The sequence below is a fragment of the Paenibacillus hemerocallicola genome, from assembly GCF_006265175.1.
GTDB lineage: Bacteria > Bacillota > Bacilli > Paenibacillales > NBRC-103111 > Paenibacillus_AB > Paenibacillus_AB hemerocallicola.
Genome location: NZ_VDCQ01000025.1, coordinates 18010 through 33878 on the forward strand (window position 1 = coordinate 18010; position 15869 = coordinate 33878).

Genomic DNA, 15869 nt, shown 5'->3' on the forward strand with positions numbered 1-15869 from the left:
ATCTTTATAAATACATTTGATTAACTATATAATAAAAGAGAAACCACCCGTTTTCAATCCTTTTCCGATTGAAAATACGGATGGCCTTTAACCTCCTATCAAAACAGCAAGACGGCCGAAGCAAATGTTGGCCGCCTACGCAATTACTATTTGAAATCGTGTATCATGCGCCAGCTTTCTGCAAAACTCGATCTTCCGCTTTCAGGCTGGAACGGGAACGGTTCAAGCCGAGCGATACGGCGGCAAACCCCGCGGCTACAGCGACTCCCGCCGCTCCGATCCAGCTGATAGCCGTCAGCGACGCTTGCTCCACCACGACGCCTCCGATACCCGCCCCGGCTGCCATGGCCAGCTGCAGAACCGAAGTGTTCAGACTCAGCATAATTCCCGAAGCTTGCGGCGCGAGAGAGATCAAATAATATTGCTGCGTTGGACCCGACGACCATGCGGAGAACGACCAAACCATCAGCAGAGCGAATACGATCACCGGAGAATGGGCCGCCAGCGACAGCGCGATCAGAGCCGCTGCATGAAGCATCATTCCGCCGATCAGCGTACGGGGAACCCCCCATTTATCCGTGCTGAAGCCTCCGAGCTTGGAACCGATCAGGCTGGCGATGCCGAATGCGAACAATCCGGCGCTCACGCCTCGTTCGCTCATGCCCGTAACGGTAAGCAGAAAAGGCGAAATGTACGTATAGGCGATCGCATACCCGGCGATCCAGAAGAAGGTGATCGATAAGGCTATGGCGATGCGCGGCTGCTTCAACAGCGCCAGCTGGTCGCGCATCGGCACCGGCTCCTCGCCGTCCGTTCGCGGTATTGCAAACGAAATGACGAGCATCGCGAGTATGCCGAGTACGCCGATTCCTCCGAAAATCGTCTTCCAGTCGTATACGGCGGCAACCACTCTGCCGAGCGGAACGCCCACTATGAGGGCGGTGCTGAAGCCCATAACGAGCGTCGCGATGGCGCTCCCCTGCCGATCGGGCGGAGCCAGCTTGGATGCTACGGTCAAGGCGGTAACGACGAATACCCCGGTGCTGAGTGCCAAAATGATCCGCGAGCCGACCAAAAACTCGAAGCCCGGCAATGCAACGGCAATGCCGTTCCCTACGACGAATACGCCGAGAGCGTAAAGCAGCAGCTTCCTCCGTTCCAGGCGTGCGGTGAGGGCCATCAGAACAGGGGTTCCGAAAGCATAGGCAAGCGAGAACACGGTAATGAGCTGCCCGGCGGCGGATACCGAAACCCCGATATCGTCCGCAACCTTATCCAAAATACCCGCGATAATAAACTCCGACGTTCCGACAAGAAAACTGACGACGGCCAGCATATAGATTTTCCACGCATTTGACATCCTTGTTCTTGCTCCCTTCTTCATTCCGTTTAATTCTCTTATATTTCTAGAAATATAGAAATATAGAGCAAAAAATTACTCCAGCAAGTACGGCGCATATCTTTGCGCCACTTCGCGGTTCACACTGTAATAAATGTACGTTCCGTCCTTGCGCAGATCGAGCAAGCCGCAGTCCGTCAATTGCTTCAGGTGATGGGACAATGTCGAGCCGGCGATCGATTCCAGCTTACCCGCGATATCGGAGCAGCACAAATTTCTCTCTTCGGTAAGAAGCAGAGCGATTTTGAGCCGGGTCGGCTCTCCGAGCGCTTTGTAAACTTTGACCGCTTGCCGTACTTCCGTATTAGCTTCGACCATTGGAACATCCCCCTTGCTTCTTGACTTATTTCTATATGTATCGAAATAAAGATAGCATACGTTACCGCAAAAGTAAACTACAAAGTTCCGATATGTATTGTTGCTATATAAGTCAACAAAAAAAGCCGCAATTATGCGACTTCGGAATTGTTGCAATCTTTACCGGCCAGACAGCAGCTTATCGAGAATGATCCCAAGCTGTCCTTCCCAGGAATACGGATCGCTGAACGTGAAAATGTCGTAATCCACATGGAATACCCGCCCTTCTCTGACAGCAGGCAGCCCCTTCCAGATCGGACTGTCGTACACCGTGCCGGCGCCGGCAGCGTCGCCCAGCCAAGGTGAAGCAAAAATATAGTCGCCGGCCAAATCGGGCAAGCTCTCGAGGCTGACTAACGAGAAGCCTTTTCCAGGCTCGAATGTGCGCTTGGCCGCCTCCGGCATAGCGACTCCGAAGTCCCCGTACAATATTTCCGTCCCCCGCCCATAGCCTTCTCTGAACATATAGATGCCTTTGGCGGACGGATACAAGATAGAAAATGTTCGTCCTTTGGCGATAGCCTCGATTTGCGGCTTGTAACGGCTGATGTTTTTCTCCCATTGTGCAAGCCATGCTTGCGCCTGCTGCTCCCGATTCGTCAGCTTTCCGAGATCGAGCATCAGCTCCTTGTTGTTTTTCGTACTCTCGAAGGTAACGACAGGCGCGATTTTTTGCAGCTGTTCCGTATTTTTGACGGCCGTAAGCCCAATGATCAAATCGGGCTTCAACTCCAAAACCTGCTCGATCGTCGGCTCGGTAGCCCCATTGGCCCCCAGGTTGGCTACTCCACCCAGTTTCGTCTTCAAATATGGATTGCCTAGCGTAAATTCCGGGACGCCAATCGGCGTAATCCCCAGAGCAAGCAAATACCCGGCATAATTCGGAGCAAGCGCGACGATCCGCAATGGATTTGCCGGTACCTCCACGGCGCCGTTTGCGGCGATAAATGTTTTGGTTTTGGCGGCGGCCGGCTCATCGGCATTTTTATTGCCCGGCTCGGCCCCACCCGAGCATGCGCTTAGCATGCAACCGATTGCCAGCAGCGTTATCCCGTACAGGAAATATCGTTGGAGCAGCTTTTTCACATCGTATTCTCCTTCTCGTCTCGTTGTTGATAATGATTATTATCCTCAATGTGAATTATAACTCCGCGCTTCCTTCCCGTATATGAACCGAACGGACATTTGTCAGTGTTATTTCGGACATGCCGATACTTTATTCAAAGCTTTCAACGCCTGATCGAGAATGGCGCCGTGATTATACGCCGTATATTCGAACCATGGTCCCACCGACATCGTATGGACACGGTTTTGCCGTACCGCCTTCAGCTTCTTCCAGCTCTCCGACAGCAGCAGCGAATTCCAAGTCAGCTGCGAATGGCGATCCTCCGACAGCAGCAGAATGATGCGCTCCGCTCCAAATGAATCAAGCGACTCCGGTACGACCTTCTCGAACGAACGGTCCGAATAAGTCTTGTGGCGTTCCGGGGCAAACGGCAGATCATACCGGTTCCGTTTACCGTGATCACCTTCTCCCGTCCAGCGGTAGCAATCGTGACGATCAATCATGACGACCAGCAGCTTCTCGCTCCGGACTATGCGGTCCAACACCTCGCGCATCATATCGGCCTTTTCATCATAGACCGCCAGCCAACGCATCGCTTCGTCCGTTTTATTCAAAAACGAAGCCGTCAGCAGCAGGTGCTCTCTCCAGCCTTTCGTCCGCCAAGGAATAATGAGCGTCGGGGCTATTTCGCCCAACCTTTCCTGAAACTCGGCGGATCCGTACGCATCTATGGCAATGATTCGATCGGGCTTGGCGGCCAAAAGCATTTTGCGGTTGATTTCGTTGTTGTGGTGTAGCGGAAATTGCACCTCCGTACGATACTTCCGGCGATAATAATCGGTCCAGTCGTGATCGATCGGCGCAGCGAAAGGAATGATGCTGATCGGAAGCAGCTGTCCGATATTCGGGAAGCTGCACGCGGCCACTTTGAGCTGCCGGTTCTTCACATAAATCGATGGCGAAATTCCCATCTGTTGTTTAAACGTGCGACGGAAGTGGCTCTCATCCTGATATCCGACATGACGGGCAATTTCCGCTATCGGTTGCCGCGTCGTCGCCATCAGCCTTTTCGCCTGAGACATGCGCAAGTCCGTCACGTAATCGGTGGCGCTGATGCCGTACAGCTGCTTGAAGGCCCGTCTGAAATGCCGCGAGCTTACTCCGATGCGCTGTGCCAGCTGTTCTATCGATACATTCTCCCCGAAGTGCGTGTCCAAATAATTTCGGATCATTTCCAGCGATGCATGCATGCCTCGGTCCTTCGCTATGGAGGCATGATACAGCACATTGTACATAATCTCGTAGAAGGTCGCCTGACTGCGCAGCCGCGACAGCTTGGACGGCTGATGCCAGTGACGATAAGCCGTATCGCACAAATCCGGGAATAAGGCCGCGAAAGCATCCGAAACGATGCCGCAATTGCTTTCGTTTCCGATCATGCGGAGAGCGGCATCCTTTACGCTTTCACTGCCTTGCAGCTCGAATATGATGGCGTAGCCGTCTTCCGTCCCCGACGAGGTGCTTCCCATGTATTCGATCCGTTGTCCCGGCAAGCCGATAAAGATCGTCCCTTTTTTCAAGGATAATAGACGGTCGTCTATCGCGAATTGCACATCGTCCTGCTTGACGGCCAAAAGTATGTGAGCCTCCAGACGTTTCGGCGACAGCCATTGCTGATCTTCGCCCAATTCCTTTATCCTCGCGATGTGCGCAAGAGTGAATCTCAGCTCCTCGAATGAAGCACTTTCGTCTTGCCGGGAGCTTTCTGCAATCATTTATTCCGCCACCCTCACTGATAATGATTATCATTGCAATCGCATTCCCATTGTACGAAAAAAAAGGCGGCAGATCAACGAAGAAAACGAACAACCCCGCCCTATCGGGAACGGAGTTGCGTCGCATTATCATGGTATTGGCTCATTTCGGCCGCCAACGACGAGTCAAAGCTGTTAATAAAATGTGAAAGATAGATCAGGTGATGCCGGTTATACCTCTATCAAAGGCATATCGGGCGAGCTGTACCCGGTTTTCCAGATGAAGCTTGTGCAAAATGTTTTTCAGATGGTTTTTGACCGTATGCTCGGAAATGTCCAGCTGTTGGGCGATTTCCCGATTCGGCAGCCCTTGCGCAACCAATCGCAAAATTTCCTTCTCCCGACCGGTCAACGGAGACGGCTCGGATTTCGGCTGTTGCTTATGCGAGAACTCCTGCAAAATCCGCATCGCCAGCCCGCGGCTGAGTGGCGCTTCGTCCAAAGCGATCGCCTTTAAATAGTGATGCCATTCCTCCGGATGCAAATTTTTAAGCAAATAGCCTTGCGCGCCTTTTTTCAGCGCCTCGAACAAATGGGCAATATCGTCGGATACCGTTACCATGACGATTTTGATATAGGGGTACTTTTCTTTGATCGCTTTCGTCGCATCCAAACCGTCCATGGTAGGCATTTGGATGTCCATCAAAATCATATCCGGCATGCAGACATCCGTGAATGCGATTGCCTCCTGCCCGCTCGTCGCTTCGGCGACAATTTCGAAGGCCGGATCCATGCGCAAAATCGTTCGCATGCCTTCACGTGCATGTTTATGGTCATCTACGAGCATAACGCGGAACATCGGACTCATCGCTCTCTCCTCTTTCGGATCCGGAACACGGAAATTCCATGCTCCCGAACCAGCTCGAATGTCCATCCCATTTCGACTGCGCGTTCTCTCATTATTTTCAGGCCGAACTTGTCGGTCAACCGCAGATTGTCCCCGTCGAAGCCTTTGCCGTCATCCGAGACCGCGCAGATCCATCCCGAACCGCATTCCTCCGACGAAATCCGGACATGTTCGGCGTATGCATGTTTGCGAACGTTCAGCAGCGCTTCCCGTAAAGATGCGTACAGTTCCACCTTTTCTTTCGCCGACAGCTTCTCTTCAGGCAGCTTCCAGCTCCAATCCGCACGGATTCCCGTCTCTGCGGCAAGATCCATTGACAATGATTTCATAAGCTCCATCCAAGGCAAAGTATCGGGCGATACGGGATCACGCAGGTTGGCGATGGCCTGTCTGACATAACCGTTTACTTCGTGCACCGTTTGACGAAACGTCCGGATTTCGGCCTCGGCTCCGGTATTGCGCTTGTCCAACACGTCGACCTGAACGGCGAGCAGAAATAAAGATTGGGCGATGCCGTCATGCAGCTCGCGCGCCATTTTTTCCCGTTCCTCCAATGCCGCTTTTTCCGCACGGGCTTCCTTCAGCTCTTCCTGCATATCCTCCAATAACGAGAACAATTGAGTAAGAAAAATCACCGTCACGGTAAACACGATGACAGGAGCCAGCCAGTTGCCCAGCTCCATGGAAATGTAGGGCAGCAAAAATTGATGCCGGACATATTCCCATAATCCGATAGTCAGAGTCGGGATAATGAGGATGAGCCATTTGATTTGCTTGTAAGACATGGGCCATTCTCCCCTTGTTCGATATGGATAATGTTGCGGATCTCCTTATGTCACCTATTATGTTACTCAATCTCGCTTCCGCCGGCTATGACTCATTAGGGCCAGAACAGCTTCGAAAATGTGAGCGATGCATGACTCTTTGGAGCTATATACAACACTTTCCCGGAATGATAAGATGAAAACTTGAAAAAGCAAGGAGGGATACTATGCAAAAATGGATAATGGCTATTCTTTTTTTCGGAGCCTGCGCTTTCGGTCTCGTAATGCTGATGGTGGGAGCCGTACAGGACAAGCCCGAGAAGGAGCAAGAGGCTCAAGGACCGTCCATGCCTGGCGTCACGCTGGATCAGGCCGCTGCCGAAGCCATCTACAAACAGTCGTGCGTCGCCTGTCACGGCAATCAACTGGAGGGCAAACTCGGACCAAATTTGCAAAAAGTAGGAACAAAGTTAACGAATGAGCAGCTATACAAGCTCGTGCTGAACGGAAAAGGCGCAATGCCAGCCTTCAAAAGCTCGCTGAAGGAAGAAGAGGTGGCCAACTTGGCCTTGTGGCTGGCGCAGCATAAATAAGAAAAGCTTCGGATTGCTTAGAAAAAAAAGAAGCTCGGCTCATTAACCGGGCTTCTCCCCTCTTCCTTACTACAGTGCAGCACACTTAACGATTTCGTTGCCGGGCACGGGCATATACAGCCAGAACGGGCGCGAGCAGCACGGCGGCGGTCACGAGAGCCGCGCGCATGGAGTAGCGATGGCCGATCCAACCGATGAACGGACCGCCTGCCGTTTGGCCGATCGCGTCCGTCTGGCTCATCATCGAAAGTACGGTCGCGCGCGACTTGCTCTCGATATTCAGGTTGAGCCAGGTGTCGTAGATCGGTCCGCTCAGCGTCCGTACGATTTCGAAGAACAGGACGGCAACGAGCATCCAGACGAAGCCGGACGAGAGCGCGACCCCCAGAACAGCGACGATTCTGGCCGCTGTCAGCACGATCATGCTTCGGAATACGATCCGCTCGCTGCTCATGTCAATGCGCTTCTCGGCCATCCATAGGACCGGCCAGCTCAGCAAAGTGGATAGAAGCGCAAGGAGTCCGATCCATGACGCTGTCGTGATAGGCACGCTTTGCGGAAAGCCGATATCGACGATGAGATGCGCCTGCCACAGGCGATCGTATCCTTCCGATGAGGCACCGCTGAATAGCGTAACAATCAGGACCATTAGCAATACCGGATTGCGCCGTATCACTTGAGCGCCGGATAGCCATGTCGCTTTCATGCTCCGCCAATGCGAAGACGCCCCGTCGTCGCGTACTGCCCTGACAAACTTCGTCTCTTTCATGCTGGCTAGCAGAAATAGACCCAGCATCGCATACAGGATGCCTCCGATTATATAAGGCAGATTTGCTCCTACGGCGGACAACCCCACACTTAGCGCGATGCCTATTAATGTGCCGAGTAGACCTGCGCGTCTGGCCTTTAGAAAAAGGCGGCCCGCTCTCTCCTCTCCAACCTCATCGACAATCCAGGCCGTATCCGCGCCGCTAACGAACGTAGCGCCAATGCCGAAGACCACCTGTGACAGAAGCAGCCATACGAACGCCGAGACAAGAGGACTCGCCTCCCCCAACCATATCGCACTACCCTCCAGCACAAAGCCGAATCCAAGCACGAACATGCCCACTATGACTGACAGCCGACGACCGTAGATATCGGCAATCACCCCGGTGATGCCTTCGAACACGAGTACCGTGACTTCCAAAACCATCCCTACCAACAGCAGTTGAAAAGGATTCAGTCCCAGTGCGATTACTTGGTAAATCGCATAGGTCGTAAACATTGTCGCATTGGCCAATGAAGTCCAAAATCCCATTATTCTATAAACCTGCGATGCATGAAGCTTCATAAGTTGTCGGGTCCGCCTCTCCGATTTCGGCAGATTCACTCGTCACGCTTGTCCCGACATCGTCATGCGCAGTCCAATTGCGCGCGTGTCCTACCGAATGTTTTTACGCTTTCCGATTGTAGACAGCTTGACGGCGAATTTGTTTTTTAACATTTTCGAACACCTCCGAAAGTAGTTGCATCCTATTATACATGGATGGCCGATTTCCAAGTAGGTAAAATGTTTTTATAAGCTTCTCTGCGGAACTTTAATTTACACAACGCGTTTTTTGAGCGCCCCGAAACATATAGATCGACATAAACAGGATTGCCATTCCTGCAAGCGTATTGTAAAGAAGGTAAGGCTGCACGTACCCGGTACAGTAAAAAGGCAATTCCTCGCACAGCAGGCGATATCCGGTCGACGGAAAGTCGCGCCCATACCAGCTCGAAGGAAAACCGCTTGCGATAATCGTAGCCAAGAATGGAACTCCGAGCTTGTCGACGGATTGAGTCACCAGAAGGGAATGTAGGAAGGCCGCATGTTTTTTTTCCGATCCGACGGAGTAAGCCCGCGTCAATAACCCCACCCCGAGATAGGGAATAACTGCGAACATAATTCCGTAATACAGCCAGGAAATCGCCCGGGATTGATCGGCGGGAAAATTCATGATCATCGAGTAGCTTGCTCCCGCAATCATGTAAGTGAAGAAATATAGCATCGTATAAATCATACAGTAGGTTACGGTGCTTGAAATATACGGATATTTATGATTCGGGATCATGATCGCTCCTCCTGGTTAAATTTACAAATATTAGACGCAAGGAAGAGCACCATAGTTCTGTTTTTTAATCTTTTCAGTGAGCAATCGTTTTGAAATATTGAAATATTTTATTTAACTTCTTCGCGTGTCTCCCCTTTGGGCTCTCCATATTCCCGAATTCGAAAAACTTCACTTTTTTGATCCCCACGTACTGGAACAGTGCTTTCTTCATCAAAACTTTATGCGCATTATTCAACCAGAACAAAGGATAAAACGTCGGCCCCTTCATCGTCGAAATGCAAACGACCGACTTGCCCTTCAGAAGCCCTTCCGGCAGAAGTCCTCCCTTGTCTTTATACGCAAATCCCGAGGAAAACATTTGATCTATATACCCCAACAGCATGGCCGGAGGCCGTCCCCACCAGATCGGATACACGAAAACGATTTTATCGGCCCAAACGATCTGTTCCCGGTATGTCTCGAGTCGGGGATCGGCATGCATATCCCTTCTGCGTTTTGTGTCATTGAACACCAGGACCGGATCGAACTTCTCCTCGTATAAATCCAGAACTTTGAATTCGGTAATATCGGGGTTCTCCTTGCTTCCATCGATGACCGTTTGCAAAAAAGCATAGCTAAGGCTCTCATGATTCGGATGGGTATAAATAACGAGCATTTTCATCGATCCACCTCTTTACTTATCAAATGATAAGCAAATCGTAGCACACTCCGTTTTTAGTTGTCAAATGATAATTGTTTTATGATAATCATTTTGCTATCTTGTATATAGAGGTGATCTTCGTGGACAAACAAGCTTTTTTTCACAAATTTGTAGCTTTTACTACCGCCGTTCATCAAGTGACGCATGAAGTTACAAAAGATGTAAAATCCGCTGCCATTACTCCCGTTCAATACAGCATTCTTGAATATATAGCCGTCAGCCAGCCCGTTACGCTCAGTCAAATTAGCGATTGCATGCATATGTCCATGCCGAACACGAGCCGGGAGCTGAAAAAATTGAGCGACAAACAGCTATGCGAAAAATTTGACGTCGCCGAAGATCGACGCAAGCAATTTATTCGACTTTCACGCGATGGGCAGACCATGATGAATGAAGCTTTTGCGCGCATAGAAGCCCGTTTCCTGAAACGGATTCAGGATGTTTCCGATGAAGATCTGAAAGAAATCGACCGCGCTCTCGATGTTCTGGGGGCCAAAGTGTTCTATGGAACCAAAACATTGTAATATGCGAAAATGCGGACGACAAGACAAGCCATTCCCCAATGGAAAGAGCTTGTCTTACTCGGCTGAATGTCACACTGCGGCGTGATCACGAATTCGATCATCACCTGCGTCGATAAGTTCGTCCTACGTTAAAAAGACACCGAACAACAAGCCAAGCTGATTGTTTGGTGCCGCGTTCTTTATTTCTATTGCTTCATACCAGCAGCATGCCGCCTGCTATTCCGGCTATGACTACTATCCACGGCGGCGATTTCCAGAATACGAGCATTACAAACAGAATCGACGCCAGAGCAAAATCGGCCGGTGCCACTATCGCTGTCGTCCATAGCGGGTCGTATAGAGCAGCCAACAGGATGCCGACTACAGCCGCGTTGATGCCGATCAGCGCTCCTTGTACGCGGGGGCTTTTGCGGAGGGAATTCCAAAATGGCAATGCCCCCGCGATGAGCAGAAAGGCAGGCAAAAATACGGCTATCGTGGCGACAATTGCCCCGGGTACGCCCTTTGCCATTGCGCCCAAGTATGCGGCGAACGTGAACAGCGGTCCGGGGACGGCCTGCGCCGCACCGTAGCCGGCAAGAAAATCTTCTTTGCCGACCCACCCCGCAGGCACTACTTCTCTCTCCAGCAGCGGCAGGACGACATGCCCTCCGCCAAACACAAGGGCACCCGACCGATAAAAGCTATCGAACAACGAAAGCCACCCATTGGCAAAAGCCTGGCTCAGCAGCGGCAGCGCCGCCAACAGTCCGAAAAAGACGATGAGGCACAGTACCGCAAAGGTTCGATTGACAGGTACGGGAATACCCGGGGCTTCCTGCACGGTCGTTCTACGGTAAACCCATAATCCGATCAACCCGGCTGCCGCAATAAGCAGCACTTGGCTGAAGGCGGTTTGCCACATAAGCGATACGGAAGCAACCGCGATAGCCAATGTAGCTCTTTTTTTATCCGGCGCAAGCTTCTGGCCCATGCCCAAAATCGCCTGAGCCACAATAGCTACGGCAACTATTTTCAGACCGTGTATCCATCCCGCATTGCCGATATCGAATCCTTGCAGCAGGAACGCAAACCATATGAGTGCGATCACGGAAGGCAGCGTAAAACCGAGCCAAGCGATCAGACCGCCGAGCAAGCCCGCACGAATCATGCCGATCCCGATGCCGACCTGACTGCTGGCCGGTCCGGGGAGGAACTGGCATAGCGCGACGAGATCCGCATAGCTCCGCTCGTCCATCCACCTGCGCTTGCGTATGTATTCGTTGTGAAAATAGCCAAGGTGGGCGATTGGCCCACCGAAGGAAGTCAGCCCGAGTTTGGTCGATACCAGGAACAGTTCCATTAGAGCTTTCATCTTCCCGTGGGGAAGGTTTTCTTCGGAGTTCGCATCCATATATAATCCTCGCTTCGCTTGAACGATGCTTAGTTCATCTTGCGGCATTCTATAGACAACATTAGCATACCTCATAGTGATTAAGAATGGAACCGATCCCGTTAATCGAATCGATCAACTTATTCATGCACGAAAAGTATATTTACGCATATACGCTTGAAAATAGTTTTGCATTAAGTATACTTTATTGTAAGGAGTGATCGGCGTGTCCAAAGACGAAAGGTTCGTCCCATTGTACCAAATCATTTGCAACGAACTGAAGGATAAAATCGTAAGCGGCGAGCTTCAGCCCAATACGCCGCTCCCCCAACAGAGCGAGCTTGCCAAAATGTACAACACGAGCGAGATCACCTCGAGGAGGGCGCTCATGGAATTGGTCAAGGAGGAACTGATTTACCGGGTGAAAGGAAAAGGCACGTTCGTCGCGGAGCGTACCGGTCCCTCCTCCGACTCGGGCCGCGCCGGACAAATGCATAACGTGTACTTCGTACATCCGCGCACGAATATGCAAGTGTTCAATCACCGGTTTTTCAGCGATATGCTAAGCGGAATTCATCGGTTTTGCGATGAAAACGACATCGATTTTTGCACATGGGACTTGGGGCCGGATATGGCCCTGCCGGCGGATGAGAATGCCGGATATATCATTCTGACCCACCTGCCGCAGGCGCAGGAAATTCCGATGCATAAGCTGAGCCAGTGGAAGGCGGAAAAGCGGAAAATGGTCACCGTCCATTTTTATTACCCGCATCTCCGCTTGCCTTACGTCATTTCCGACAACTTGACCGGAGGATACTTGTCGACACAGCATCTATTGGCTCTGGGTCATCAGCGCATCGGCATCATCTTGACGGGAAAATCGCAGCTGGAGCTTAACCAGGAATTTTCCCTCCGGCTCCAAGGCTATAAGCTGGCGTTAAGCCAGCATCGGATCGAGCTGGATCCGCAACTGGTCGTGACGATGGACGGAAATCAGGAGAACGAAGAGATGGGATATGAAGGCTTTCGGCAATTGGCTGCGATGGACAACCCGCCTACGGCCATATTCGCCACGAGCGACATGAAAGCGATCGGCGCCATGCGGGCGGCCAGAGACTTGGGCTGGGACATTCCGGGACAAATGAGCCTTATCGGCTACGATAACCTGATCGTCTCCTCGTTTCTATCCCCGGCGCTGACCACAATCGATCAAAATGCAAGCATGCTCGGATATCGTGCCGCTGAAATCGTTCTCTTCGACTATCCGGACGCACACCATGATCTGGTCAAGGACGAAATCGTTCCGAAGCTCGTCGTGCGAGGAAGTACCGCCGGGCCCGGCGATTAACTTCCGGGATGCACGTGTCGAAAGCTTACGCCAGGTCCGCTCGGAAGCGCACCGGTATCTCGATGGAGCTTGGATGCGCAGCTTCGACGATAAAGGCAAAACCTCCAATACCGGAACGGACGGTAAAGGAGGTTTTGTTTTGTTGTGCGGAATTATTCGCAGCGGACAAGCAGATCGATCGGATAACGTCCGCTGTTGCGGCCGTACAGAGCCAGCCCGCCTTCGTCCGATCGCAGCACGAGCTTCAGCTTCCGGCTCGCATCCAGCTTGGCGGCGAGTCGTCCGGGGACGGCGATTTTGTAAAAATATCCGTAAGAACCGGCTTCCTCGAGCTTGTTATGGACGGACTGGTAATGCCATGAAAGTACGCCCCGGCTGTCAGCGGGGTCATCCGGCAGCACCATGCTTTCGATACGCTCGCCGTCGACGTATACGTCCAGCCTGGATTCGTGACGCTCTTCGTCGGTCATGTAATACGTGTTCGGATTGAGCTCCGTTTTCGCGTCCGCACCGTGCATGAACGAAATTTCCGGCTTCGTATACCCTGCGCCTTCCGTGTCGCGGACAAGCAGCCGCTTGGCGCCGGCCTCGAACATCAGTTCAATGCCGCGGATAAGGGGCAGCTCTTCGCGGTTCGGCAGTTCGATTTCATATTCGAACTCCCCTTCCGCTCCTCCGTTCGTTTTGTGGCCGCCGAGCGCATTCCACTGGTATGGAAACGTATGCTTGGCAAATTGGGCGACCGGTACGGAGATCGTTTGACCGTTTCCGCCATATGCGCCTCCGGGCTTGCCGCTTCTCACGTCAAATGTGGTGAAGTTGCGGGTTGCCACCCCGCCTTCCGGCGTCAAAAGTCGGATCGAGAGAACCGCAACGGCGTCCCGTTCAGGCAGCCGGACCGAAAGCGGCGCGAGCGGCGCAACGCCGTATTCGTTCCAGTCGAGGGCGACGCTTCCTCTGTCCGCGACTTCGCGGTCGCCCAAGCTGTCGTACCACAGCTCCCATTCGAGGCGGAGCGTTTGCCCGAAATGCCGGTCCGAGAAGCTCGAGCGCAATAGCGGTACTTCCGCGACGCTCCCGGCTTCGGCCGTCTGACACGGAGGCAAGTCGATGACGATGAAGTCCGGCGAATGCAGGTCGGCGATCGTCATTCCCGGCACGAACCATTCGTATCCGAACCGTTTGTCCGTGCCGTTCAGCCGGTAGTAGCCGTTAAACTCGTTAATGACGTCCTTGAACTCCGTAAAGACGAATCCGCATAGCTTGTCATGCCGGCGGAATTCATTCAGCATGTACCGGTAATGCCAGGCCACGTCGCTGTCCCCCGCTCCGCCCTCGATGCCCCATACGTTGCCGCATTCGCTGTTCATCAAGGGAGCGTCCGTTTGCGCGTTGCCGACGCAGTAATTGAAGGTCGAGCCCGGGAACGTCCGGTCGACGATATTGTTCAGATGCTGCCGCACCTGCTCATATCCGTTTTTATAGAAGTGCCATGTATTCAAATCCGATTCGACATGATCCCAGTTGCACGCCGAATTGTCCTCCACGAGGCGGGTCGGATCGAACCGTTTCGCCCACCGGTATATGTCTCGCACCCATTCTTGCGTCTCGGGCAAATATTGCTTGGCGGGAATCCAATCTCTCGTTCCGTCCGGCGCTTCGTCGTCGGTTTTCAATCCCCACGTCTCGTTGAACATTACCCAAGAGAATATGGACGGATGGTTGAAGTCCCTTTCGATTACCTCGCGAGCTTCCCGTTCGTATACCGTCCGGGCCGCTTCATCGGGATTGCCCCAGAAGCACGGCATGTCCTCCATGATCAGAATGCCCAGCTTGTCGGCCCAGTACAGCTTGCGCGGCTCTTCCGGCTTGATGTGAATCCGGACGAAATTGAGGCCGAGACGCTTCATCAGATGGATTTCGTCCCGCATCTCCGAATCCGACGGATACGTGAAATAACCGGTCGGATGAAACGATTGGTCCAGCGTGCCGTTCAAATAAACAGGCTTGCCGTTAAGCGTAATCCAGCGATAGTTTCGTTCGCCGAACAGCTCGGTCCCGATTTCGCGAATGCCGAAGTAAGTCGAGACGGCATCCATCCCAGCATCGCTGACGAGCCGCACCGTTCCCTCGTATAAATATGGAGCTTCCGGACTCCACAGACGCGGCCGATCGATCGTGAACGCGGTTTGCAGCTCGTTGCCGCCCTGCTGCAATACGATTTCTTCCCGATGCCGTACCGATCCGCCGTTAAAGTCGAAAATGAGCTCCGCTTTGCCGGCCAGTTTAGCCTCGATCGCGGCCGATACCTCGATACGGCCGTCGAGTCGGGTGACGAATCTGGCCGCCTTCACGAAATGTTGCGGACGAGCCTCCAGCCAAGCCGGCTGCCAAATGCCGCGTATTTCGCCATAGCCTTGCTTTCCGCGAGTCTGGCTCGAAAGATCGTTATCTTCCGCGCGAACGACGATGACATTCTCCCCGTCACCGTGCCACGAGTCCGTCACTTCGAATTCGAATGAGCCGTAACAGCCCGTATGGGTGCCGGCATGAGTACCGTTTACCCAGACGTCGCATACATAATCGACAGCGCCGAAGCATAAGAACAACCTGGAACCGGCTTGAGCGGGAGTCCATCCTACGGTGCGTCGATACCAGCCTGTGCCCTTCTGATTTACACCGATGCCGGACAACGGGCTTGCCCAAGAAAATGGAACGATAATACGCGAATCGAATACGGCATCATCCCGTTCCTGCCAATTTTGACCGAGTCCGGCATTGTCCGGATCGAATTTGAACGACCAGTCGCCGTTCAAAGAGTGCCAATCCGCTCTTTCCCAGTCTGGACGCGGGAACTCCGGGCGGGGCGAAGCCGTCTCGGGCAGCGTATGAATGGATGTTGTCATGGGTGGATCACGACCTTTCCTCGTTTTCAACCCCATTCTACTTCATGTATTTATTTATTACAATGTATATTGTCAAATATAAA

At 52.6% G+C, this 15869-nt stretch carries 14 protein-coding genes; 3 read left to right on the top strand and 11 right to left on the bottom strand.

Translation table 11 applies throughout. The features are described from left to right. Window positions 1–163 precede the first annotated feature (163 nt). The 6 genes from FE784_RS18185 to FE784_RS18210 form a co-directional block, all read right to left on the bottom strand. Window positions 164–1360 carry an MFS transporter gene (locus FE784_RS18185; RefSeq protein WP_139603653.1) on the bottom strand — a complete coding sequence of 399 codons (1197 nt, stop codon included), beginning with the start codon at window positions 1358–1360 and terminating at the stop codon, window positions 164–166. Window positions 1361–1435: 75 nt separating this feature from the next. Next, complete coding sequence (locus FE784_RS18190; RefSeq protein WP_139603654.1) at window positions 1436–1717, bottom strand: ArsR/SmtB family transcription factor; 282 nt, start codon at window positions 1715–1717, stop codon at window positions 1436–1438. A 159-nt stretch (window positions 1718–1876) separates the two neighbouring features. Then, on the bottom strand, window positions 1877–2842 hold the full coding sequence (locus FE784_RS18195) for an ABC transporter substrate-binding protein (RefSeq protein WP_139603655.1): 966 nt from the start codon (window positions 2840–2842) through the stop codon (window positions 1877–1879). A gap of 108 nt (window positions 2843–2950) precedes the next feature. After that, window positions 2951–4597 carry an AraC family transcriptional regulator gene (locus tag FE784_RS18200; RefSeq protein ID WP_139603656.1) on the bottom strand — a complete coding sequence of 549 codons (1647 nt, stop codon included), beginning with the start codon at window positions 4595–4597 and terminating at the stop codon, window positions 2951–2953. A 196-nt stretch (window positions 4598–4793) separates the two neighbouring features. Further along, window positions 4794–5444 carry a response regulator gene (locus FE784_RS18205; RefSeq protein ID WP_139603657.1) on the bottom strand — a complete coding sequence of 217 codons (651 nt, stop codon included), beginning with the start codon at window positions 5442–5444 and terminating at the stop codon, window positions 4794–4796. Next, the gene (locus FE784_RS18210; protein WP_139603658.1) at window positions 5441–6268 is read right to left on the bottom strand and encodes a sensor histidine kinase; all 828 of its coding nucleotides are present in this window, start codon (window positions 6266–6268) and stop codon (window positions 5441–5443) included. The genes FE784_RS18205 and FE784_RS18210 overlap by 4 nt, the downstream gene beginning before the upstream one ends. 206 nt (window positions 6269–6474) lie before the next feature. Between FE784_RS18210 and FE784_RS18215 the strand changes: the two genes are divergently transcribed. After that, entirely contained in the window at window positions 6475–6840 is a 366-nt protein-coding gene (locus FE784_RS18215) for a c-type cytochrome (protein ID WP_139603659.1), read from the top strand. An 85-nt stretch (window positions 6841–6925) separates the two neighbouring features. Here FE784_RS18215 and FE784_RS18220 read toward each other — a convergent pair whose 3' ends face one another. The 3 genes from FE784_RS18220 to FE784_RS18230 form a co-directional block, all read right to left on the bottom strand. Beyond that, window positions 6926–8173, bottom strand: coding sequence for an MFS transporter (locus tag FE784_RS18220; RefSeq protein WP_139603660.1), 1248 nt, complete (start codon window positions 8171–8173; stop codon window positions 6926–6928). Between the two features lie 247 nt (window positions 8174–8420). Then, window positions 8421–8936 carry a hypothetical protein gene (locus FE784_RS18225; RefSeq protein WP_139603661.1) on the bottom strand — a complete coding sequence of 172 codons (516 nt, stop codon included), beginning with the start codon at window positions 8934–8936 and terminating at the stop codon, window positions 8421–8423. Between the two features lie 73 nt (window positions 8937–9009). Next, window positions 9010–9597, bottom strand: a complete 588-nt coding sequence (locus tag FE784_RS18230; RefSeq protein WP_139603662.1) for an NAD(P)H-dependent oxidoreductase — start codon at window positions 9595–9597, stop codon at window positions 9010–9012. Window positions 9598–9716: 119 nt separating this feature from the next. Here FE784_RS18230 and FE784_RS18235 point away from each other — a divergent pair, with 119 nt between their 5' ends. After that, entirely contained in the window at window positions 9717–10160 is a 444-nt protein-coding gene (locus FE784_RS18235) for a MarR family winged helix-turn-helix transcriptional regulator (RefSeq protein WP_139603663.1), read from the top strand. 193 nt (window positions 10161–10353) lie between these two features. On the opposite strand, the gene FE784_RS18240 is transcribed toward FE784_RS18235, so the two are convergent. Continuing rightward, window positions 10354–11553: a chromate transporter gene (locus tag FE784_RS18240; RefSeq protein ID WP_246132083.1), complete on the bottom strand. Its 1200-nt coding sequence runs from the start codon at window positions 11551–11553 to the stop codon at window positions 10354–10356. A 205-nt stretch (window positions 11554–11758) separates the two neighbouring features. Between FE784_RS18240 and FE784_RS18245 the strand changes: the two genes are divergently transcribed. Beyond that, window positions 11759–12880, top strand: coding sequence for a GntR family transcriptional regulator (locus tag FE784_RS18245; RefSeq protein ID WP_246132084.1), 1122 nt, complete (start codon window positions 11759–11761; stop codon window positions 12878–12880). 152 nt (window positions 12881–13032) lie between these two features. Here FE784_RS18245 and FE784_RS18250 read toward each other — a convergent pair whose 3' ends face one another. Then, window positions 13033–15786, bottom strand: coding sequence for a glycoside hydrolase family 2 protein (locus tag FE784_RS18250; RefSeq protein WP_139603664.1), 2754 nt, complete (start codon window positions 15784–15786; stop codon window positions 13033–13035). Window positions 15787–15869 lie beyond the last annotated feature (83 nt).